General features: G+C 67.1%; 24 protein-coding genes. 21 read left to right on the top strand and 3 right to left on the bottom strand.

Annotated elements, in window-relative coordinates; translation table 11 throughout:
* Nucleotides 1-225, top strand: coding sequence for a hypothetical protein (locus tag AAID08_RS08265; protein WP_054501327.1), 225 nt, complete (start codon nucleotides 1-3; stop codon nucleotides 223-225).
* Between the two features lie 66 nt (nucleotides 226-291).
* Here AAID08_RS08265 and AAID08_RS08270 read toward each other — a convergent pair whose 3' ends face one another.
* Together AAID08_RS08270 and AAID08_RS08275 are read right to left on the bottom strand one after the other, a co-directional pair.
* Nucleotides 292-2,100: a DUF4153 domain-containing protein gene (locus AAID08_RS08270; RefSeq protein WP_343718755.1), complete on the bottom strand. Its 1,809-nt coding sequence runs from the start codon at nucleotides 2,098-2,100 to the stop codon at nucleotides 292-294.
* Between the two features lie 4 nt (nucleotides 2,101-2,104).
* The gene (locus AAID08_RS08275) at nucleotides 2,105-2,866 is read right to left on the bottom strand and encodes a S24 family peptidase (RefSeq protein WP_336235896.1); all 762 of its coding nucleotides are present in this window, start codon (nucleotides 2,864-2,866) and stop codon (nucleotides 2,105-2,107) included.
* 324 nt (nucleotides 2,867-3,190) lie between these two features.
* On the opposite strand from AAID08_RS08275, the gene AAID08_RS08280 reads away from it, so the two are divergent.
* From AAID08_RS08280 to AAID08_RS08375, 20 genes are all read left to right on the top strand, one after another.
* Complete coding sequence (locus AAID08_RS08280) at nucleotides 3,191-3,448, top strand: hypothetical protein (protein ID WP_054501325.1); 258 nt, start codon at nucleotides 3,191-3,193, stop codon at nucleotides 3,446-3,448.
* A gap of 803 nt (nucleotides 3,449-4,251) precedes the next feature.
* The gene (locus tag AAID08_RS08285; RefSeq protein WP_395757511.1) at nucleotides 4,252-4,845 is read left to right on the top strand and encodes a hypothetical protein; all 594 of its coding nucleotides are present in this window, start codon (nucleotides 4,252-4,254) and stop codon (nucleotides 4,843-4,845) included.
* Between the two features lie 10 nt (nucleotides 4,846-4,855).
* Nucleotides 4,856-6,331, top strand: a complete 1,476-nt coding sequence (locus AAID08_RS08290; protein ID WP_054501323.1) for a DUF3383 domain-containing protein — start codon at nucleotides 4,856-4,858, stop codon at nucleotides 6,329-6,331.
* Between the two features lie 13 nt (nucleotides 6,332-6,344).
* Entirely contained in the window at nucleotides 6,345-6,785 is a 441-nt protein-coding gene (locus AAID08_RS08295; protein WP_026384175.1) for a phage protein, read from the top strand.
* Between the two features lie 3 nt (nucleotides 6,786-6,788).
* On the top strand, nucleotides 6,789-7,238 hold the full coding sequence (locus tag AAID08_RS08300) for a phage tail assembly chaperone (RefSeq protein ID WP_175142258.1): 450 nt from the start codon (nucleotides 6,789-6,791) through the stop codon (nucleotides 7,236-7,238).
* Nucleotides 7,239-7,264: 26 nt separating this feature from the next.
* A complete protein-coding gene (locus AAID08_RS08305) occupies nucleotides 7,265-7,423 on the top strand; it encodes a DUF6889 family protein (protein WP_006393814.1) in 159 nt (52 codons plus the stop codon).
* Nucleotides 7,416-9,092, top strand: coding sequence for a hypothetical protein (locus tag AAID08_RS08310; protein WP_064524152.1), 1,677 nt, complete (start codon nucleotides 7,416-7,418; stop codon nucleotides 9,090-9,092). Before AAID08_RS08305 ends, AAID08_RS08310 begins: the two co-directional genes overlap by 8 nt.
* On the top strand, nucleotides 9,085-9,684 hold the full coding sequence (locus AAID08_RS08315) for a phage baseplate protein (RefSeq protein ID WP_054501320.1): 600 nt from the start codon (nucleotides 9,085-9,087) through the stop codon (nucleotides 9,682-9,684). The genes AAID08_RS08310 and AAID08_RS08315 overlap by 8 nt, the downstream gene beginning before the upstream one ends.
* Before the next feature lie 9 nt (nucleotides 9,685-9,693).
* Nucleotides 9,694-9,993 (top strand): phage baseplate plug protein, encoded by a 300-nt coding sequence (locus tag AAID08_RS08320; protein WP_054501319.1) that lies wholly within the window; start codon nucleotides 9,694-9,696, stop codon nucleotides 9,991-9,993.
* 1 nt (nucleotide 9,994) lies between these two features.
* On the top strand, nucleotides 9,995-11,023 hold the full coding sequence (locus AAID08_RS08325) for a phage protein (RefSeq protein ID WP_231132908.1): 1,029 nt from the start codon (nucleotides 9,995-9,997) through the stop codon (nucleotides 11,021-11,023).
* A gap of 34 nt (nucleotides 11,024-11,057) precedes the next feature.
* Nucleotides 11,058-11,801, top strand: a complete 744-nt coding sequence (locus tag AAID08_RS08330; RefSeq protein ID WP_054501318.1) for a Gp138 family membrane-puncturing spike protein — start codon at nucleotides 11,058-11,060, stop codon at nucleotides 11,799-11,801.
* Between the two features lie 8 nt (nucleotides 11,802-11,809).
* Nucleotides 11,810-12,163 carry a hypothetical protein gene (locus AAID08_RS08335; protein WP_343718751.1) on the top strand — a complete coding sequence of 118 codons (354 nt, stop codon included), beginning with the start codon at nucleotides 11,810-11,812 and terminating at the stop codon, nucleotides 12,161-12,163.
* Nucleotides 12,160-13,341, top strand: a complete 1,182-nt coding sequence (locus AAID08_RS08340; protein ID WP_054501316.1) for a baseplate J/gp47 family protein — start codon at nucleotides 12,160-12,162, stop codon at nucleotides 13,339-13,341. Before AAID08_RS08335 ends, AAID08_RS08340 begins: the two co-directional genes overlap by 4 nt.
* A gap of 1 nt (nucleotide 13,342) precedes the next feature.
* Entirely contained in the window at nucleotides 13,343-14,008 is a 666-nt protein-coding gene (locus tag AAID08_RS08345; RefSeq protein ID WP_054501315.1) for a DUF2612 domain-containing protein, read from the top strand.
* A gap of 13 nt (nucleotides 14,009-14,021) precedes the next feature.
* The gene (locus tag AAID08_RS08350; RefSeq protein ID WP_175168313.1) at nucleotides 14,022-15,053 is read left to right on the top strand and encodes a phage tail protein; all 1,032 of its coding nucleotides are present in this window, start codon (nucleotides 14,022-14,024) and stop codon (nucleotides 15,051-15,053) included.
* A gap of 11 nt (nucleotides 15,054-15,064) precedes the next feature.
* Nucleotides 15,065-15,514 carry a tail fiber assembly protein gene (locus AAID08_RS08355; RefSeq protein WP_064524144.1) on the top strand — a complete coding sequence of 150 codons (450 nt, stop codon included), beginning with the start codon at nucleotides 15,065-15,067 and terminating at the stop codon, nucleotides 15,512-15,514.
* A gap of 283 nt (nucleotides 15,515-15,797) precedes the next feature.
* Nucleotides 15,798-16,259: a hypothetical protein gene (locus tag AAID08_RS08360; RefSeq protein WP_054501310.1), complete on the top strand. Its 462-nt coding sequence runs from the start codon at nucleotides 15,798-15,800 to the stop codon at nucleotides 16,257-16,259.
* Complete coding sequence (locus AAID08_RS08365) at nucleotides 16,249-16,779, top strand: hypothetical protein (protein ID WP_395757512.1); 531 nt, start codon at nucleotides 16,249-16,251, stop codon at nucleotides 16,777-16,779. Before AAID08_RS08360 ends, AAID08_RS08365 begins: the two co-directional genes overlap by 11 nt.
* A complete protein-coding gene (locus tag AAID08_RS08370) occupies nucleotides 16,760-17,032 on the top strand; it encodes a hypothetical protein (RefSeq protein WP_054501308.1) in 273 nt (90 codons plus the stop codon). The genes AAID08_RS08365 and AAID08_RS08370 overlap by 20 nt, the downstream gene beginning before the upstream one ends.
* Nucleotides 17,033-17,376: 344 nt before the next feature.
* Nucleotides 17,377-18,954: a diguanylate cyclase gene (locus tag AAID08_RS08375; RefSeq protein WP_064524140.1), complete on the top strand. Its 1,578-nt coding sequence runs from the start codon at nucleotides 17,377-17,379 to the stop codon at nucleotides 18,952-18,954.
* A 19-nt stretch (nucleotides 18,955-18,973) separates the two neighbouring features.
* Here the strand turns inward: AAID08_RS08375 and AAID08_RS08380 are convergent, their stop codons facing one another.
* Nucleotides 18,974-19,216, bottom strand: a complete 243-nt coding sequence (locus AAID08_RS08380; RefSeq protein WP_054501306.1) for a hypothetical protein — start codon at nucleotides 19,214-19,216, stop codon at nucleotides 18,974-18,976.
* Nucleotides 19,217-19,249: the final 33 nt, after the last annotated feature.

Raw genomic sequence — 19,249 nt, forward strand, 5'->3', positions numbered from 1 at the left:
ATGGACTGGAAACTGCACAAGTCGGGCTGGATCGAAGAACGCAACTTCGACATCGAACTGGCCGAAACCCCCGAGGGCTACCACGCCCGCGTCCGCGTCTTCGGCTTTCCCGTGCTGGAAGACACCAAGAACGTGTTCCCGAATGAGGCGCTGGCGGAAAAGGGCGCGCTGACCTTGCTCAAGAGCCAGTTCGCCGGCACGCCGGACCTGGAAGAAAAGCCGTAACCTTCATGCCCGAGGCTGTCGGCGCGACGCGCACGAGCTGCCTCGGGAGCGCCCGCCCCACGCCGTTCAGCGCAGTGGAAGGCGGCGCCCGCCGACGATCAGGTCGCGATCCTGGCGTGGTTCGGTGCGCACCTGGCCTTGCGCCAGCGCATTGACGATGTCCACGTCCGGACCGTGTTCGGACTTGCGGTTGCTCTTGGAGGACACGAGGCCCCACGTGTCGTCGCCCAGTCTTTGATAGGTGAGGAACGCTTCGTAGCCCCCCGCGCTGGCATCCGCACGCGGCGGTATGTACAGCACCAGGTCGTCATTGCCGAGGCCGGTGATGTCCGCGTGGATCAGCCAGCAGCGCGCGCCGCCCAAGGCCGGATTGTCGGCCGCGGCCTGTTCCGCTCGCACGCACCTGTCTGCCTCATAGGGATTTTCCGCCGCGGCGTAGCGCCACCAGGCATCCGGCACCGGGCTGCCCGGCGGATACGCCTGCAGGTTGGCCGGCTTGGCTGGGGAACGTTCCCGGGATGTGACTCGCGGCCCCCAATCATGGTACTGACCCTTCAGGGCGTCGGCGGCCGCCGTTGCAATCCTGGGGGATTGCGCCTGGGCGGCGCCCTCGGCCAGTTTGCGCATGGCTTGCCGGCCGTATTCGCCCCGGTCGCGCGCGGCCGAGAGATAGCTGAATTCTTCCGGCGGAATGCGCCCGTCGATCAGGCGTTGCACCTGGCTGTGGACCTCGATTCGGTCGGGGCTCAGCAGCGGCGTGTTCGCCAGGGCCAGCATGATGAGCGCGCAGAACGCCGCGACGATGTTGGTGCCGCCCAGGATCGTGTGGAAGCGCCGCGCCGCCAACGCCGCCCAGGCATAGCCCAACGCGTACAGCGTCAGCAGGATCGCAGCGTAAAGGCCCCAGATGCGTGGAACGGTCCAGCCGTACTGCTCGATGCGCACCACCAGGCCGTACAACGCCACCAGCGCCAGCGGCAGCAGGCCGATCGTCGCCACGCGCAGCACCGCGCGCAGGCGCGTGCCGAAGGGCGGGGCCTGCGGGCTGTCCTGCCAGGCGGAGTTGATGAGCTTGATCCACAGCGCGCTGAAGGCGATCAGCGCGCCGGCCGACAGGGCGCCCGCCTGCAGGTCCAGCGTCAGCCGGGCCGCCAGCGCCAGCACGAAGGCGATACCCACCAGCGCGACCAGCGGCAGCAGCCACGCGGTCAGCGTGAGCCACGAACGCTGCAGCGTGTCCGCCAGTTGCGGGCGGCGGTGCACGCCCACCAGGCAGACCGCCAGCACCAGCGGCATGACGCCAAGCAGGAAGCGGGTGGATTTGACGACCTGGCCGACCGCGGCGATGCCGATCATGCCGAACATGGCGCTGGCGGCCCAGAACAGCAGCCAGACCGCCAGGGTCAGGCCGCCTGCCAACGCCAGTTTGACGGTATTGCGCCACGCGGCGCGGAACACGGCGGGATAGTCCCAGCCGGGTCGGGATGGATCGAGCGCCTGGATCAGCGGCAGCAGCATGAAGCCGCTGGCGGCGGTGATCAGCGTCGCCAGCGACCGGGGGCCGCTGTCGGTGTAGGCGGCGGGCTGCCAGCCCTGCAGCGTCACCAGCCCGTAGGCATTCAGCGCCGGCAGGGCCACGCCGTAGGCCGCAAGCGCCAGCAGCCAGCGCCTGCCCGAACGCATGCCCGCCAGCATGGCGCCGGCCAGTGGCACCAGCCAGATCCATTGGATCGCGAAGAAGGTGGCGAACGGGTTGTGCCATGGCCACGCGCGGTTCAACAGCGCCGCATGCAGCGCCAGGGCCAGCAGTGCGCCGAGCGCGCCATGGATCAGGATGGTTTTCTCGGGCGCCGACAGGCGCGATGGGGTTGCCATGGGGCTAGAAGTCCTCGCTGCGCCAGACCTTCAGCACGCGGCCGAAGACCTCGAAATCCATGCCTTCGGTGATGTCCCAGGCATCGTACTTGGTGTTCTCGGATTTGGCCCGGACCACGAGGCCGGCGGCGGTGGGGATGCGCTGCAGCCGCTTGATGAAGCCTTCGCTGCCGACGCGAAAGAAGTAGATGGCGTCGTATTCGACGGCCTGCACGCCACGGTCGACGATCAGGGGATCGCCGGGATTGAACATGGGGCGCATGGAGTCGCCGAACCCGGTGACGATGCACAGGTTCTTCGAGGCGGAAAAGCCGCGCACGTTCTTCTGCAGCCATTCCGGGCTGACGTTCCAGCTCTGGATGACGCCAGGTTGGTCGCGCAGCTCCAGGCCGTTGCCCATGGCGCCGCCGGTGTCGAACTGCGCGATGAGGACGTTGCCGTGGTCGGGCCGGCCCAGCCGCGCGGGGTGAAAGGAGGCAAGCCGGCCCGTGGGCTCGTCGGCCACGGCATCGGGCGAGAGTTCGCGCCACAGCTCGGGGTGCGGCAGGTCCATCCAGTGGGCGGGCTGGCCCAGGCCGGCGGCCAGCCTGGCGGCCAGCGCGTCGCCGACCCGGCGCGGGTTTTTGTCGCGCCTGCCCTGGAACCCTTGAAGGATCTGGTCGAGGTATTTGCGACTGACGCCAGCGCGTTCGGCCAGGCGGTCGACGCCCCCGGCCTCGTGCACGGCGTATTTGAGGTTGTTCAGTCGTATCGAGCGGATGTCCATGGTAGCGATAGTAGCAATCCGCTACCCGAAAGTACAGTAGCGATTCGCTGTTGATTTTTCGGTAGCGACTCGCTACCATGACTTTCATCCCGGGCATAGTCGGGCCGACCGCAAGTCTTCGATCAAGCGGCTTGCGGCTTGTGCGGATACGACGGGGCTGGCCGCCACGTCCGTGGCGATGGGGGTGGGTGACCGGCATGTGGCCCATTCATCGCTACCCAGGTAGCGATTTTCACCCGCCAGCCTTTCCGGGGACATGACGAACGGCAAGCTTGCATCAAGGAAAAAAAGCATGGATAAGCGTCTTGGCGGGGAGGCATCCCGATGAAATATGCAACCGAAGTGCTGGACCTCATGGCGGCGGCGCCGGGGCGTCCGTGGCGCATGGCCGAACTGGTGCGGGGCGCGTCCGGCGCGCGCGAGCTGACGCGGCGCGAACGCAACGCAATGCGACAGGCGATCCTGCGCGTGCTCGAAGCCCTGCACGAGGGCGGCCAGGTGGCCCGCATCGAGCATGCGCGCAACTCGCTGACCTACGTCTGGGGCGAAGTGCGACGCGAGGGGGATTGCCTGCACGCCTGATGCGGCGGCAGAATGCATCCATGTCGTCGCGCTTCCGCCGACGATCCGTCCAGGCGCCGATGCGCTGGGATGCTGGAGAATCAGGCCCGCTTACCGCGGGCCTTTTTTATGAGAGGGTACGTTCGTGTGAACGCGCCGTCAGTTATCGGCGCAACGCAGTGCGACATGCCCGGATTGCTTCGGCGGCAGACGGTGCGCGACAATTCGTTCATGGCGTTGCGGTTCATATCGACGCCCCTTGCAGGCAGCAACAAGTACGCGGCGAGCACACCGAAAACACCGCAGGCAACAAGCGGATCGCGACAATCGAGCAGTAGCAAGTAGCAAGCAAACAGCAAACAGCAAACAAACCAGGCCCGCCTACAGCGGGCCTTATTTATGAGAGGGTACGTGTGCCCGGCCAACGCGCCGGAAGGCGGATGAATCGCCGGATGCGCGTCCCTCATGTTCTTCGCAGTTCTCCGATACAGGCTCGCCACTGGCGGGCCTTTTTCATTTGCGCGCCCCGCGTTCTCTTCGAGAGCGCGGGGCGTTTTGTTAGGCGCCGCCCGCAAGGCGGGGCCCAGCGGCCTGCCGCCTCGCCGTTCCTTCCATGACCGGGCCTTTCTCCCGCCCGCGGTGACCTGGAATGGCTCGAGGCGGCAGCCCGGTGGGCGACAGCCGGAATCCGCCGCAACCCGGCCGCACGCATCACGCAACGCGGCACCGCGCCGATGGCGCAGCAAAGTCGGCGTTCCGCCTCCAGGCCTCTGGATTCCCCCAAACCCGCCCTCGGGCATCTCAACACGACAAAGGAGCGACGCATGGCGAACAGTTCGGCCACCGGCGGCTACCTGGCGCCGATCGCCATTTCTCCGCCCCTGGAGGATGCCGAGCTCGAGGCGCTGTTTCAAGGGTTCATCGCCGGCGTGGCTGGCCTGCCCCTTGACCTGGTTCGTACGCGCTGGCCTGCCGCCGGCGTGGAACCGCCCGCGCAGACCGAGACCTGGTGCCTGATGGACATCCGGTCGCAAACCGCGGACGCCGGTCCGGTCGTCACCCACGACCCGGCCGGAGAAGGATCTGATTCATACGTTCGGCACGAACACATCGAGGTGCTTTGCTCGATGTTCGGGCCGCGCGCGCTGCGCCACGCGGCGCTGCTGCGCGACGGCGCCGCCGTGCCGCAGAACCGCGAGCCCTTGCTGGCGCAAGGCATGGCGGTGAGCGGCGCGGGGCCGATCGTGGCCATGCACGAACTGGTGAATCAGCAGTGGATACGGCAGTTCGACATGACCCTGCGTTTTGCGCGCCGGGTCACGCGCAGCTATCCGGTCCTGAATCTCCTGTCGGCGCAAGTCACGACGCATGCCGCGTCGCTGTCCCCGACGGACAACATCAACCACCTTGCAGATTAAGGGATTTACCATGGCTAATGGATTGCCGGTATCACGCCTGATCAACGTCACGATCAACATGTCGCCGCTCGCGGCGCAGGGCGCGAGCCTGAACACCGCCCTGCTGCTGGGCTCGTCCGCGGTCATCGACACCGGCGAGCGCATGCGCTCCTATGGCGGCATCGACGCCGTCGCCGCCGACTTCGGCACCAGCGCGCCCGAATATCGCGCGGCCCTGCTGTACTTCCAGCAGACGCCCCAGCCCTCGCAGTTGTACATCGGCCGCTGGGCCAAGGGCGCGACCTCGGCCACGCTGCGCGGCGCCGTGCTGTCGGCCGCCGAGAAGCAGATGTCGGCATGGACCGCGGTGACCGCGGGCGCCTTCACGCTGACCGTCGACGGCACCGCCAAGACGGTCAATGGCCTGGACTTCTCCGGCGCCACCAACCTGAACGGGGTCGCGTCGATCATCTCGACGGCACTGGCGTCGGCCTCGGTGCTGTGGAACGGCTCGCAGTTCGTCGTGACCTCTAACACCTCGGGCGCGACCTCGACGCTGGGCTACGCCACGGCCGCGGGCGCCGGCACCGACATCTCGTCGATGCTGGGCCTGACCGCGGGCAAGGCCTCGGCGCCCGTCGCCGGCATCGTCGCCGAAACCCCGGTGGACGCCGTGTCGCTGTTCCTGGACCGCTTCGCCAACAAGTTCCTGGGCCTGGCCTTCGCCGATGCCGACATCACCGACGCCCAGCACCTGGCCGTGGCCGGCCTGATCGAGGCCGACCAGCGCCACCTGTACGGCGTGTCGACCCAGGCGCCGCAGGTGCTGGACCCGACCCACCACGAGGACATCGCCAGTCAGCTGAAGGCGCTGAAGTACAAGTACTCGATCGTGCAGTTCTCCAGCGCCAGCCCGTACGCGGTGGCCTCGCTGCTGGGCCGCCTGCTGACGGTGAACTTCAACGCCAACAACACCACCATCACGCTGATGTACAAGCAGGAGCCCGGCATCGTCGCCGAGACCCTGAGCAGCAGCCAGGCCGACACGCTGGCAGCCAAGAACTGCAACGTGTTCGTCAACTACGACAACGACACGGCCATCATCCAGTACGGCGTGACGCCCAGCGGCATCTTCATCGACTCGGTCTACAACGCGATCTGGTTCCGCAACCGCGTCCAGACCGACGTCTACAACCTGCTGTACACCAGCCCGACCAAGGTGCCGCAGACCGACGCCGGCAACCAACTGATCGCCTCGGTGATCGAGGCCGCGTGCGAGGCCGCCGTCAACAACGGCTACCTGGCCCCGGGCGTGTGGAACTCGGCCGGCTTCGGCGCCCTCAAGCAGGGCGACACGCTGGCCAAGGGCTACTACGTCTACGCGCCGGCGATCGCCACCCAGTCGCAGGCCGACCGCGAAGCGCGCAAGGCCGTCCCGTTCCAGGTCGCCGCCAAGGAAGCCGGCGCCATCCATACCGTCGACGTTCTGGTCACGGTCAACCGCTAATCAGGAGTAGCAGATGTCTACCTATTCGTTCGCTGATATCAGCGCCAGTCTCGTGGGCCCGGGCGGGGCGATTTCGCTGGGCTCCGGCTCGGGCGTGGCCGATGAGGGCATCGCCATCGCCGCCAAGGCCGAGAAAAGCGCCATGACGGTGGGCGCCGATGGCGAGGTCATGCACACGCTGCGCGCCGACAAGAGCGGCACCGTGACGCTGAGCTACCTGAAGACCTCGCCCGTCAACGCCCAGCTGCAGGCCCTGTACGACGCCCAGTCGCTGGACAGCCGCCTGTGGGGCAAGAACCTGATCACCATCACCAACCCGGCCACGGGCGACGTGACGGCGTGCCGTTCGTGCGCCTTCAGCAAGAAGCCCGACCTGACCTACAAGAAGGACGGCGACGTGGTGAAGTGGACCTTCGACGCCGCGAAGATCGACACGATCCTGGGAACCTACTAAGCCATGTCGCAGGAACTTGATCTGAACGGCCACCGGTACTCCATCGGGAAACTGAGCGCCAAGCAACAGTTCCACGTGTCGCGCCGCATCGCTCCGATCGTTCCTACGCTGATCCCCGTGTTCGTCCGCCTCGCGGCGGGCGGGCGCGGGATCACCGAGGATCCGGGCGGCATGGCCGATGTCCTGCAACCGCTGGCCGACGGCCTGGCGGCGATGAAGGACGAGGACGCCGACTATGTGCTGGACACCTGCATGCAGGTGGTCCAGCGCCGGCAGGAGCATGGCTGGACCGCCATCTGGTCGGCAAGCCAGCGCGTGCCGATGTTCCAGGACATCGACCTGGCGGTGATGCTGCCGCTGGCGGTGCGCGTCATCGTGGCAAGCCTCGGGCCTTTTATTCAAGGGCTGCTTACCAGCCAGACCGGCAGCCCCGAGGCGACACAGGCTGGCTGAAGAGCCTGCCCGGTGGCGAGGACTGGTTGCTGGCGCCAGTCCTCGAGGGGCTCTGCAAGTACGAGTCCCTCAAGGACGGCACCCTGGACCTGGCCGACATCGCGCTGCTGAACGACGCGTTGTCGGTGCGGGCAGACAACAAGGCGGAAGCGTACCGCCGCCACATGGCAGAAAAAAATGGCTAATACAACCGTGCCCATCGACCCGTCGGGGTTGATCGGCATATTCAAGATCGACAAGGACGACCTGAAGGACCTCAAGCAGGCGATCGGCGACTCGCGCAAGCAGAGCCTGGCCGACGCGCTGGCGGTGTTCGCGGGGCGGGCCAAGAGCGTTGTCGACTTCGCCGAAAACAAGATCGCCCAGTTCGAGCAAGGCTATTTCGCCGCCAAGCTGGGCGGCACATCGGGCCGGGACATGCGGGCGCTGGAGGCGGTGGCGCAGGACTTCGGAGTCTCCGTCGAAGCGATGCGCAGCAGTACCCAGGCGCTGCACCGCAACGTGCGCGACGATCCCAGGATCGCGGCGCTGCTGGAACAGATGCACATCTCGTCGAGCGATGGCGCGGGCGCCCAGCGCAACAGCGCCGACCTGATGCTGGAGCTGAGCGACGCGCTCAAACGCATGGATCCGGCGCAGGCCCGGGCGACGGGCCAGAGCCTGGGGCTGGAACCAGGCGTCATGGAAGCCCTGCGCGATCCCGAGTTCGGGCAGCGCCTGTCGGTGCAGCGCGATGCCCAGGAAAACAGCACCGTCGAGGCGGCCGGTGAACGCGCCCATCAGTTGATGGGCACCATCCGTGAATTGAGCGGCTCCGTCAACGCGATGTTCGCGCAGGCGCTCCTGACGATGGGCCCGAAGCTGCAGGAGACGCTCGACGGCATTTCGGCCTGGTTCAAGGAGAACGGCCAGACGGCCGGCAAGCGGCTGGGCGAGGTCGGCAATTTCGTGCTGTCGATCATGTCGTTGCTGGGGCCGGTGATCAGCCTGATCACCTGGCTCGACGGGCTGACCGGGGGCTTGAGTTCGCAGCTCCTGGTGCTGGTCGGCGGCTTCCTGATGTTGGGCGGCGGTGGCGTGGTGGGGGCCTTGATGGGTCTGGTCTCGCGACTGGGCGGCATGCGCTCGATCATCGGCGGGCTGGGCACGCAGCTGGCCGCGCTGCCTGGCCGGATCAGCGGCTTTGTGAGCCGTGCCTGGACGGCGACCAGCAATTTCGTGGGCGGCGTGTTCGGCAGAATGACCTCGATGGGACGGACGGCCGTCACCCAGATGGGCAACATGGCCAGCGCGGTCTGGTCCTGGATGGGCAATATGGCCGCGCGCGGCGGCGCGCTCGTGGTCGACAGCGTCAAGGCGGCCGGCGCCACCGCGTTGCAATGGGGGCAGTCACTGTGGGCCTCCGCCAGTTCGTGGATCGGCCGCATCGTCGACGGCGCCAAGAGCCTGGCCCGCGGCGTGGCGATATCGCCGGTGGCGGCGGGAGTGGGGCTGGGCCTGTATCCCAGCACGCTCGGGGACGGCACGCTGAAGTCGCTGCAAGGCGACAGGGGTGTGGGTCTCGGGCAGCAGGAGCCGCGTGTCGACGGGGCCGCAGGCATCTGGCAACCGCCTCCCATGGACGGTGCCCGGATCGAGCCGTGGCGGGATTACCACTCCGGTTTCGCGCTTGGCGAAGCGGGTGGCGCCGCGCTGGCGCCGCCGGCCGCCGCCGCGCCGGTGTCGGTCAATGCCACCACCACCATCTACGTCAATGGGTCGGCCGATCCTGGCGCGACCGGAGCGGCCGTGGCCAATCAACAGAGCCGGGTCAATGCCGACCTGACGCGCAACCTGCAGGGTTCCTATGACTGACACGAATTTCACGGGCACCGACATGGTGGGCCTGCTGTCGAAGAAGATCGGCGACATCGTGGTGCAGGCGACCATCACCGAGTCGCACGACGATACGCTCAAGATCACCAGCCATCCGGTGGAGTCGGGCCCCTATGGCCGCTCGGCGATCAGCGACCATGCCTTCAAGCTGCCGCTGTCGCTGACCATGAAGTGTGCCTGGAGCAATGCCTCGTACGAGGCATTGCGCGGCGCCCGGGCCAGGGACGTGGCCAATGGCAAGGCGGCCGCCGACGACTACGCCACCGCGATCTATTCGCAGCTGCTCAATCTGCAGGAGTCGCGCGAGCCGGTGGATGTGATCACCAGCCGGCGCCGCTACAGCAGCATGCTGATCGAGAAGATCGCGGTCGAGAACAGCCGGGAGACCTCCGGCGCCGTGTTCGCGACCGTGACGCTGCGCGAAGTGATCGTGGCGCAGACCCGCAGCACCTCGCTGCCGCCCTACGCGCACCAGAAAGAGAAGGAAAAGACCGCGGACAGGCAGAACCTGGGCGTGAAAGCGTCCCGGCCCGCGGCCGCGCCCAACGGCGGCTCGCTGCATTGGAACTAGGAGATCCGCATGAACTACTTCGAGATACCTCTGTCGCCGATTCCGCAGGTGTTCGCCATCTCGCTGGGCGGTGACGACTACCGGCTGACGCTGCAGTATCGCGAGGGCTGGATATTGGACGTGGCCGATGACCTCGGCCAGCCGCTGGTGTCCGGCATTCCGCTGGTGACGGGCCTGAACCTGCTGGGGCAATACCGGCACCTGGGCTTTGCCGGGGGCCTGCGCGTGACCGGGGCGGAGTCGCCCGACGACGCGCCGACGGCCACCGACCTGGGCCGTGGCGCCAAGCTCTACTGGGTGGCGGACTGACATGGCGGACACGACCACAATGGAGCCGATCGCCGTATACGGCGATCCGGTCGATGACGATGAGGGCGTGCGCCAGTGGGGCCGGAAGGTGTCGCTGATCGTCGGCGACGAGGAGGCGCTGGATCTGTCGGCGCTGAGCTTCAGCTTCGGCATCAAGCGCAACGACGCCAAGTCCCCCAACACCGCCACCATCAAGGTGATGAACGCCAGCCGTGAAACCGCCAGCCTGGCGCAGCGCGAATTCACCCGAGTGGTGCTGCAGGCCGGCTATGAAGGCAATTACGGCGTGATCTTCCACGGCAACGTGGTGCGCGCCAAATGGGGCGGCTCGGGTGACACCGAGACCGTGCTGGAAATCACCGCGGCCGATGGCGACAAGGCCTACAACTTTGCGGTGGTCAACGCCACCGTGCCCAAGGGCAGCGACCGCGCCGACAAGGTGCGGCTGCTGTGCTCGGCCATGAACCCCTACGGCGTGCGCCAGGGCTACGTGCCCGACCTGGGCGGCAAGAAGTCGATCCGCGGGGCCGTCATGTCCGGCATGGTGCGGGACTACCTGCAGGATGTCTGCGGCAGTGCGAACACCTTGTGGAGCATCCAGGACGGCAAGGTGGTGGTGGTTCCCGAAACCGCCTATGTGCCGGGTTCGGTGCCCGTGCTGTCGCACGACAGCGGCCTGGTCGGCATGCCGGAGCAGACCGAGAAGGGCATCAAGCTGCGCATGTTGCTCAATCCCAGCATCCGCGTGGGCGGCCTGGTCAATCTGGACAACAGCCGGATCGCCGAGTATGGCTTCCAGGCCCGCTCCGAGGGCAAGGGCGCGAACGAAATCGATCGCAGCGAGCAGCGCCGCATCAGCGGCGATGGCTACTACTACGTGATGGAAGTCGAGCACCGCGGCAACACACGCGGCGACGAGTGGTACACGGAGGTCCTTTGCCTGGCCACCGACGCCACCCTGTTTCCCGGCGACCTGGGGCGGGCCGGCGCCGAGGGCGACGCCGCCCAGCCTGCCGCCGTCGTCAAGTAGCGCACGGCCAGGTCCAATCTCAGCAGGAAGATTCATGAACCGACTTGAGACTTTGAACGATCCGCAAGCCGCGATCGGCGCGGCGCTGCATGGCGCGCTGGCGCAGACCTGGACCGCCATGCCGGCGATCATCGGCGCCTTCGATCCGGTGGCGATGACGTGCACGGCGCAACCGGCCATCCGCGCGCGGGTCAAGACGCCCGAGGGCCGGCAGCACAGCATGGCGCTGCCGCTGCTGGTGGATTGCCCCGTGTATTTCCCATCGGGCGGCAATTGCACGCTGACCTTTCCGGTCAAGCCGGGCGATGAGTGCCTGGTGGTGTTTGCCTCGCGCTGCATCGACGCCTGGTGGCTGTCTGGCCAGGTGCAGGACCAGACCGAGATGCGCATGCATGACCTGTCCGACGGCTTCGTCTACGTGGGCGTGCGCTCGCAACCCCGTGTGCTGCCGGCGGTCAGCACCAGCGCGACCCAACTGCGCAGTGACGATGGCTCGACTTTCCTGGAGCTGGACCCGGCCGCCGGCAAGGTGAAGATCGTGGCGCCGGGCGGCTTCGACGTGGTCGCGCCGGTGTCCGAGTTTTCCGGACAGGTGCTGGTGAACGGCCTGCTCAGCTATCTGGCGGGACTGGTGGGCAGCGGCGGCCAGGGCAACACCGCCCAGATCACCGGCGTGCTCAACGTGATCGGCCAGATCCTGGCCAACGGCAAGCGGGTCGATGACACCCATACCCATACCGCGCAAGGCGCCAACGCGGTGACCACGCCACCCAACTGAGGATTCCTATGCGTTACCGAAAACTGGACGCCGATGGCGACTATTCATTCGGCTCGGCACGGGCCGATTTCCACCGCGATTCGGCCGAGGCCGTGGCGCAAGCGGTCAAGACCCGGCTGATGCTGGCGCGCGGCGAGTGGTTCCTGGACGCGACCGAAGGCATGCCCTGGAACGGCGAAGTGCTGGGCAAGCAGCCCCGCGCCAGCTACGACTGGGCCATCCGCCAGCGCATCCTGGGCACCGCCGGCGTCACCGACCTGGCCGAGTATTCGAGCCGGCTCGACCCGCAAACCCGCGGCCTGAGCGTGACGGCATCCATTTCAACCCTTTTCGGCACGGCCACTGTGCAGGCGGCATTATGACGATTCTTTCCACAGCCCCGGTCATCGACGCCGCGGGCATCCGTGCGCCGAGCTATGGCGAGGTGCTGCAGTATTTCAAGGAACAATATCGCGGCATCTACGGCGCGGATACGTACCTGGAGGCGGACAGCCAGGACGGTCAGTTACTGGCCGTGTTTGCCCTCGCCATTCACGAGGCCAACTCGGCGGCGATCAGCGTCTATAACGCTTTCTCGCCTGCCACCGCAGCCAACGCGGCGCTGTCGAGCAACGTGAAGATCAACGGCCTGGTGCGCGGCGCGGCGACGCGGTCCTCGGTGGACCTGCGCATCGTGGGGCAGGGCGGCGTCACCATCATCGACGGGGTGGCGATGGATGCCAACCGCGGCCGTTGGCAATTGCCGGCGAGCGTGACGATTCCGCCGGGCGGCGAGATCACCGTCACCGCCCGGAGCCAGGCGCTGGGCGCCGTGACCGCCCCGGCGGGCACTATCAACCAGATCGGCACGCCGACGCTGGGCTGGCAGTCCGTCACCAATCCGGCCGCCGCGACGCCGGGCGCGCCGGTCGAGAGCGACGCCGCCCTGCGCGTGCGGCAGGCCCGTTCCGTGGCGCTGCCGTCGCGCAGCGTGCTCGAAGGCACCATCGGCGCGGTTGCGTCGGTGCCGGGAGTCTTGCGCCACGCGGCCTTCGAGAACGATGGCGCGGTGGCGGACGCCCATGGGCTGCCGCCGCACAGCATCGCCCTGGTGGTCGACGGCGGCGACGCGGCGCTGATCGCCCAGGCCATCGCCGCCAAGAAGACGCCCGGGACGGGCACGCATGGCACCACCACGGTGGTCGTGACGGATATCTACGGCATCGCGCACCGCATCCGGTTCTTCCGGCCCACGATCGTGCCGCTGGCGGTCGACGTGCAACTGCGGGCGTTGCCCGGCTATACCACCGCCATCGGCGTCGCGGTGCAGCGGGCGGTGGCGGATTACGTCAATGGCGTTCCGATCGGCGGCGGCGCCAGCGCGTCGGTGGAGTGGGCCGACGCCATCTCGGCCGCCAATGGCGTGGCAGGCAATGGCACGTTCAAGATTTCCGGCCTGACCCTGCGCAGTCCCGCGGGCAGCGGCGCGCCCGACGTGTCGCTGGCCTTCAACGAAGCCGCCGCGGCGACGCCGGACGACGTGAAACTCACGGTGACCTGATATGGCCAACACAGACGACTACATCGGCCGGCTGTCGGCCTATCACCGCGCCAAGCCCCGGTTCAAGGCCACCGTGGCCGCGCTGTGCGACGCTGCGGCGGGCGTGCGCGAGCTATACGGCAGCATGCCGGCAGCGTTCGACCTGGACCTGGCCATTGGCGCCCAGCTCGATGCGGTGGGACGCTGGGTGGGACTGGACCGGAAGGTCAGAACGCCGATCTCCAATGTGTATTTCTCGCACGACATCGACGGCCTGGGCTTCGACCAGGGCGTGTGGCAAGGCCCGTTCGATCCGGACAGCGGCCTGACCGAGCTGGACGACGATACCTACCGGCTGCTGCTGCGGGCCAAGATCGGGGCGAATCATTGGGACGGCACGCTGGAGACTTCGGCCGCCATCCTGGACCGCATCTTCGGTGGCGGCACGCACGTGTTCATCCAGGACAACGGCGACATGTCGGTGGATATCGGCGTCGCCGGCGCGCCGCCGTCCGCGCTGTTCCTGGCGCTGCTGACCGGCGGATACATCCCGCTCAAGCCGGAAGGCGTGCGCATCAGTTACTACGTCATCCCCTCGGAAGAGGGGCCTCTGTTCGGTTTTGACGTTCAAAACCACTACATCTCCGGGTTCGACGGCGGACTCTGGGGTTCGCTTTTTGCCGGTTGAATAAGGACATTCCGTGGCTATCAATCAGATTCTTCCCTTCGGCACCGTTCCCGGCGCCAATGTGCTCGCGCCCGCCGACTACCAGGCGTTGGCCGCCCGGCTGGGCGGCTTCTCGGCCGGCACGGCCAAATCGAAGGAACTCAACACCGTCTGGCGCCAGGCTGCGTTCGTGGCTGCCATGATCGGCCAGTACATCGCCGACAAGGCCGGCCAGGACGTGCTGGACGACGGCGACCTGGCGGCGCTGCAGGCCAAGTTCGTGGCGGCGCTGGCGGCGTCGCCGGCGCTGACCGGGACACCGACCGCGCCGACGCCGGCGGCGGCGGATAAGAGCACGAGGATCGCGACGACCGCGTTCGTGAGCGGCAACTTCCCGCGGGTGTATTCGATCAATGCGCTTCCCACGCAGGATGTCGGCCCCATCATCGTCGCCGAATGCAGTGAGGTCTGGATCTGGGGTTCTTCTGCCATCCATACCGGTTATCGCTCGCCGCTGTGCGGCCAGATCGCCTACTTCCCCTTTTCGAAAGTGCCTTATGGATGGATGCGGGCCAATGGCGCCGCAGCGTCTGTCAGCGCTTATGGAGCGTTGGCGTCGGCCATCTACTGCGGCGATGCATTGAACGCGACCGCGCCGGTGGGGTACCGCTGCACCAACGCCGCAGATCCGATGAACACGCGCAGCACCACGGGTGCGTACATCGTCTTGCCCGATCTGCGCGGCGAGTTCGTGCGGGGATGGGACGACGGACGGGGGGCGGACGCCGGCCGCCAATTGGGATCCAGCCAGCGTGCTTCCCGCGTGATCGGAGCGGTCAGCAATCCTTCCTTCCCGTATCTGTCCCAGAACGGTGAGTGGCGTTTCAGCACCGATAACGGGAGCGTCTCGTTCAAGGTGGGCGATGCCTATACGGAAGGCTATGACATCACCAGCGGCTCTGGTTCCTTCCTGGCGGGCTGGTCGTACACGACTCTGGGTACCTCGGCGGCGCTGGCGTCCGTTCGCCCACGCAACCTAGCACTGTTCGCCTGCATCAAATACTAAGGAGATATCGCATGGAAAAAATGGTTTCGCAACTGAATCATGAGGGTTACTACGTGGGCCAGGTCACCGCAGACGAGTCCCCCTTGGAATCCGGCGTCTTCCTGATGCCGGGCGGTTCCATCGATATGGCCCCGCCTGCGCTCATCGAAGAGGGCAAGCGTTACCGGATTGTGGAGGGCCGTTGGGCCGCCGAAGACATTCCGAACCCTTCCCTCGCCGCTCCGCCGGAATCGCTAACGAAGGAGCAACTGGAGGCTGCGGCACGCGCTCGACGAGATTTTCTGCTGGAGCGCGCCGGACTGCGAATGGCCCCCCTGTCGGATGCTGTGGATCTTGGCGTCGCGACGGATGCCGAAAGAACCGCGCTGGCGGCATGGAAGGCGTATCGGGTGCAACTGAACCGCGTCTCCGGGCAGACCCACTACCCCGCGCAGATCGAGTGGCCTGTTGAGCCCATTTGACCGGCGCAAGCAAATCATGGCTCGCCTTGGCGAGCTTTTTTTGTCGGGTTCCGCCTGTCGCTGACTGGCATGGCGGCTCAGGAAGGCCGACTCGGCCTGCGTGTCCCGGGCATAGGAGAAAGGCAATAGACAACGGCAGAACGTATGCCGGTCCTGGCAATGCCTGCGGCAAACGGACGGCAGCGTCATCCACATTTGAATTGGTCCATCCGGCGCGCCCCTGCGGCGCCCGTGATGTTCACGGGAGGCAGCAATGCGCACCGTCGACAGGAGCGGTGTAACCATGGAACCGGCATCTACGGGTTTGGGCGGTTGGGCCGCCCTGAAAATTGCGCTGGCTTTCGGCATGCCGGCCGCGATGGCGGCGTTGATCGGCATGTTGCTGATGCCGCCGCGCACGCCGCGCGAATTCGTCGCGCGCACCGCCTGCACGGTGGTCAGCTCATTTCTGTTCGGGCCTTTGCTGGCGATCGGCATGATCGCCTGGATGCCCGACCTGATGTCCTCGGCCTACTGGATGGCGCAGCGCACGGGCCTGGGCGAGGACGGGCTGCTGGCCATGTTCTATGTGCTCGGCCCGTGCATGTTGCTGGCGGGATTGCCGGCCTGGTGGGTGCTGGGCGCTTACCTGCGCCTGACCGCCAAGCTGCAGAACCAGGACCTGGTGGACTGGGCGGTCGAGATCCGACGCAAGACGCTGGGCATGGAAACCCACGCAGACAAGGAGGGCAGGCATGACGCTTGACCAGATCATGGACGACGCGCTGCGGCCGGCGATGGCGCTGTTGCCCGCTCGCATGAACACGCCCGCGGCGGATTGCATGCTGCTGGCCATCGGCCTGCAGGAAAGCCGCTTCGTGCACCGGCGCCAGATCGGCGGGCCCGCCCGCGGTTTCTGGCAATTCGAGAAGGGCACCCGCGCCAGCCGCGGCGGCGTGTGGGGCGTGTTCCTGCACGCGGCCAGCAGGGATCACCTGGCCACGCTGTGCAAGGCGCGCAGCGTGGCGGGCGATCCGGATGCGATCTATGCGGCGCTGGAGTACGACGACGTGCTGGCCGCCGGCGTTGCGCGGCTGCTGCTCTGGACCGATCCGAAGGCGCTGCCGCCGGTCGGCGAAACGCAGGCGGCCTGGGCGCTGTATCTGCGCACCTGGCGGCCGGGCAAGCCCAAGCCGGACAGTTGGGCCGGCCTTTACCAGCAGGCCGTGACGGCCATCCGGACGCGGTCCGACAGGAGCACGGCGCATGTTGCAACAGTGGATTAAGCGGGGCCTCGGCGTGGTGGCGGCAGTGCTGGCGGGGCTGGCCGCCGTCGCCGGGGTGTATTGGCGGGGGCGGGCCATGGGCCGGGCGCAGGAACGCTCGGACAGTGAGGCCCGCCTCCAGGCGCGGGCGGGCCAGGCCCGCAAGGAGGCCAGGGATGTGCAGGAAAAAGTGGCTCGCAGCGATGACGATGTCGTGGCTGATCGGCTTAAGTCTGGCTGGGTGCGGGTCGCTCCCCCCGCGGACCGGGATTGAATATTGCGACCATGCCCGGCCGATATATTTCAATTCGGCGGCGGAAGTGGACGCGACGCCGGCGGCAATACGCCGGCAGGTGCTCGAGCATAATGAAATGGTTTCTCGGCTTTGTTTTTGAGGTAAATTGGGGACGCGATTTTTTCCACCTTCAGGGCGCTTTTTTTCCGGCGCCGTCGGGGCGATGGATGGTGTGCTGCGGTCTGGTTCTGCAATAATTTCTGGTTTTCCGTCCCCTCGGGCCGTCGGCCCGGATGACTGTTCCAGGAGAGGCGCAATGGGTCAGAGGGTGCAGTGTCGGCAAGCGTTTTGCCCCGTGCAAATGCGCGGCAGGGAAAAATAATATGGCTGACGGCGAAAGCCTGGTCGCCGCGCGGGTCCGCCCGAAGCTCCGGTATTCGATGCGAACCGGACTGCTGGTGCTGGTGTTCGCCTGTATTGCGCCGGCGCTGGCGGTGTCTTCGATCGCCGTTTATGAAAGCTACCTGATCCAGAAAGAGCGGATATTCCGCGACACCATTTTCCTGGCCCGCAACCTGACCGCGATTCTCGACCGGGAAATGACCGGCGTCGAAGCCGGCTTGCAGATGTTGGCGTCGTCCCCCGACCTGGTGGGGGGCGACCTGGGCGGATTCCACCAGCGCGCCCGCGAAGCCATCAAGTTCCAGATCGTCGACAGCTACGTGCTGACCGACAAGGAGGGCCGCCAGGTGGTCAACACCATGGTGCCCTACGGCACGCCCTTGCCGTCTTCGGGGGTGTCGCAGGAGCTGGCGCGGGTTTTCCGCGCGCGTGAACCCGTCCTGAGCAGCCTGTTCATCGGCGCGCTCAGCGGCACGCCGACCATCGCGCTGGGGGTGCCGGTGGTGCGTGGCGACGAGGTCATCTACAGCCTGAACGTGGGCCTCTCGCCCGACCGCATCGGCAACGTGCTGGGGCGGCGCGGGCTGCCGGACGGTTGGGTGGCTGCAGTGCTGGACAAGAACGGCACCATTATCGCGCGCACGCGCGATCCCGAGAAATTCGTGGGCCAGAAGGCGGTGCCGACGCTGGCGCGCGCGGTGCAGTTGGAGAACGAGGGTTCGCTGGAGTCCACCACCAAGGAAGGCACGCCGGTCTACACCGCGTTCAGCCGCTCGGGCCTGACCGGCTGGACGGTGGCGGCGGGCGCGCCGATGACGCTGGTGACGACCGACCTTTACCGCTCGATCGCCTGGCTGGCGCTGGGGACGGTGGCGGCGTTCGGGCTGGGGTTGTGGCTGGCCCTGCGGCTGGCCAATCGGCTGACGTCGGCGGTGCAGGGGCTGGTCGGCCCGGCTCTGGCGCTGGGCGAAGGCCGCACCGTCGAACTGCCTGGCACGCGGGTCAAGGAGGCAGAGGAGGTCGGCACGGCGCTGCTGCAGGCCTCGCGGATGCTGGCGCATGCGCAGCACTTGGCGCACTACGATCCCCTGACTGGATTGTGCAACCGGGTGCTGTTCGGCGAGCTGGTGCTGCGCGAGCTGGCGGTGGCGCAGCGCAGCGGCGCGACGTTCGCGATCCTGGCGATCGATCTGGACGGTTTCAAGGCGGTCAACGACCTGCATGGGCATGCCGCCGGCGATACCGTCCTGAAGGAAGCGGCCGACCGCATGGCCACCGCCATTCGCGTTTCGGACGTGGCGGCGCGGCTCGGGGGCGACGAGTTCGCCGTGCTGCTGCTCGGCGCCAACCAGGAAAACGCACAGGCGGTGGCCGAGTCCCTGGTCGAGAGCCTCTCTTTGCCCTACCCCAAGATCCGAGTCGCGGTCTCGGCCAGCGTTGGCATCGCCGTCTATCCGGATTCGGGCGTCACCATGCTGCAGTTGCTGGAGCGGGCCGACGTCGCGCTGTACCGGGCCAAGGGTCTGGGCAAGCGGCGGGTCGCGTCCGACGAGCGTTGACGCGGCCGCGCCCGGCGCATCAGGCGCCGTGGCGGGGCACGGCGGCGGGCGGCAGGGCGGTCAGCACCTCGCCCGATTTCAGGCGATAGCGCCGTTCCCCCAACGCGATCACGCGCTCTCCCTCCGAGGTCCTGAGAATGTAGTGGACCGTGATGGGCGGCCCCGTGCGCGGGTCGGCGTGCGAGAACACTTCGATCCGGTAGAGCCGGCCGGATGCCGTGGTGGCGAGCACGTCGCTCAGCCTGCGTACAGAGATGGTCATGCGGCGAGATCTCCTTCTTGTTGATATTCGATC

Origin of the sequence: Achromobacter sp. EB05 (assembly GCF_044232075.1) — a bacterium.
Classification (GTDB): Bacteria; Pseudomonadota; Gammaproteobacteria; order Burkholderiales; family Burkholderiaceae_B; genus Achromobacter; species Achromobacter dolens.

Coding starts and splice junctions, on each gene's coding strand:
- AAID08_RS08265 (WP_054501327.1), top strand. CDS start 1: ATGGACTGGAAACTGCACAAGTCGGGCTGGATCGAAGAACGCAACTTC.
- AAID08_RS08270 (WP_343718755.1), bottom strand. CDS start 2,100: ATGGCAACCCCATCGCGCCTGTCGGCGCCCGAGAAAACCATCCTGATC.
- AAID08_RS08275 (WP_336235896.1), bottom strand. CDS start 2,866: ATGGACATCCGCTCGATACGACTGAACAACCTCAAATACGCCGTGCAC.
- AAID08_RS08280 (WP_054501325.1), top strand. CDS start 3,191: ATGAAATATGCAACCGAAGTGCTGGACCTCATGGCGGCGGCGCCGGGG.
- AAID08_RS08285 (WP_395757511.1), top strand. CDS start 4,252: ATGGCGAACAGTTCGGCCACCGGCGGCTACCTGGCGCCGATCGCCATT.
- AAID08_RS08290 (WP_054501323.1), top strand. CDS start 4,856: ATGGCTAATGGATTGCCGGTATCACGCCTGATCAACGTCACGATCAAC.
- AAID08_RS08295 (WP_026384175.1), top strand. CDS start 6,345: ATGTCTACCTATTCGTTCGCTGATATCAGCGCCAGTCTCGTGGGCCCG.
- AAID08_RS08300 (WP_175142258.1), top strand. CDS start 6,789: ATGTCGCAGGAACTTGATCTGAACGGCCACCGGTACTCCATCGGGAAA.
- AAID08_RS08310 (WP_064524152.1), top strand. CDS start 7,416: ATGGCTAATACAACCGTGCCCATCGACCCGTCGGGGTTGATCGGCATA.
- AAID08_RS08315 (WP_054501320.1), top strand. CDS start 9,085: ATGACTGACACGAATTTCACGGGCACCGACATGGTGGGCCTGCTGTCG.
- AAID08_RS08320 (WP_054501319.1), top strand. CDS start 9,694: ATGAACTACTTCGAGATACCTCTGTCGCCGATTCCGCAGGTGTTCGCC.
- AAID08_RS08325 (WP_231132908.1), top strand. CDS start 9,995: ATGGCGGACACGACCACAATGGAGCCGATCGCCGTATACGGCGATCCG.
- AAID08_RS08330 (WP_054501318.1), top strand. CDS start 11,058: ATGAACCGACTTGAGACTTTGAACGATCCGCAAGCCGCGATCGGCGCG.
- AAID08_RS08335 (WP_343718751.1), top strand. CDS start 11,810: ATGCGTTACCGAAAACTGGACGCCGATGGCGACTATTCATTCGGCTCG.
- AAID08_RS08340 (WP_054501316.1), top strand. CDS start 12,160: ATGACGATTCTTTCCACAGCCCCGGTCATCGACGCCGCGGGCATCCGT.
- AAID08_RS08345 (WP_054501315.1), top strand. CDS start 13,343: ATGGCCAACACAGACGACTACATCGGCCGGCTGTCGGCCTATCACCGC.
- AAID08_RS08355 (WP_064524144.1), top strand. CDS start 15,065: ATGGAAAAAATGGTTTCGCAACTGAATCATGAGGGTTACTACGTGGGC.
- AAID08_RS08360 (WP_054501310.1), top strand. CDS start 15,798: ATGGAACCGGCATCTACGGGTTTGGGCGGTTGGGCCGCCCTGAAAATT.
- AAID08_RS08365 (WP_395757512.1), top strand. CDS start 16,249: ATGACGCTTGACCAGATCATGGACGACGCGCTGCGGCCGGCGATGGCG.
- AAID08_RS08370 (WP_054501308.1), top strand. CDS start 16,760: ATGTTGCAACAGTGGATTAAGCGGGGCCTCGGCGTGGTGGCGGCAGTG.
- AAID08_RS08375 (WP_064524140.1), top strand. CDS start 17,377: ATGGCTGACGGCGAAAGCCTGGTCGCCGCGCGGGTCCGCCCGAAGCTC.
- AAID08_RS08380 (WP_054501306.1), bottom strand. CDS start 19,216: ATGACCATCTCTGTACGCAGGCTGAGCGACGTGCTCGCCACCACGGCA.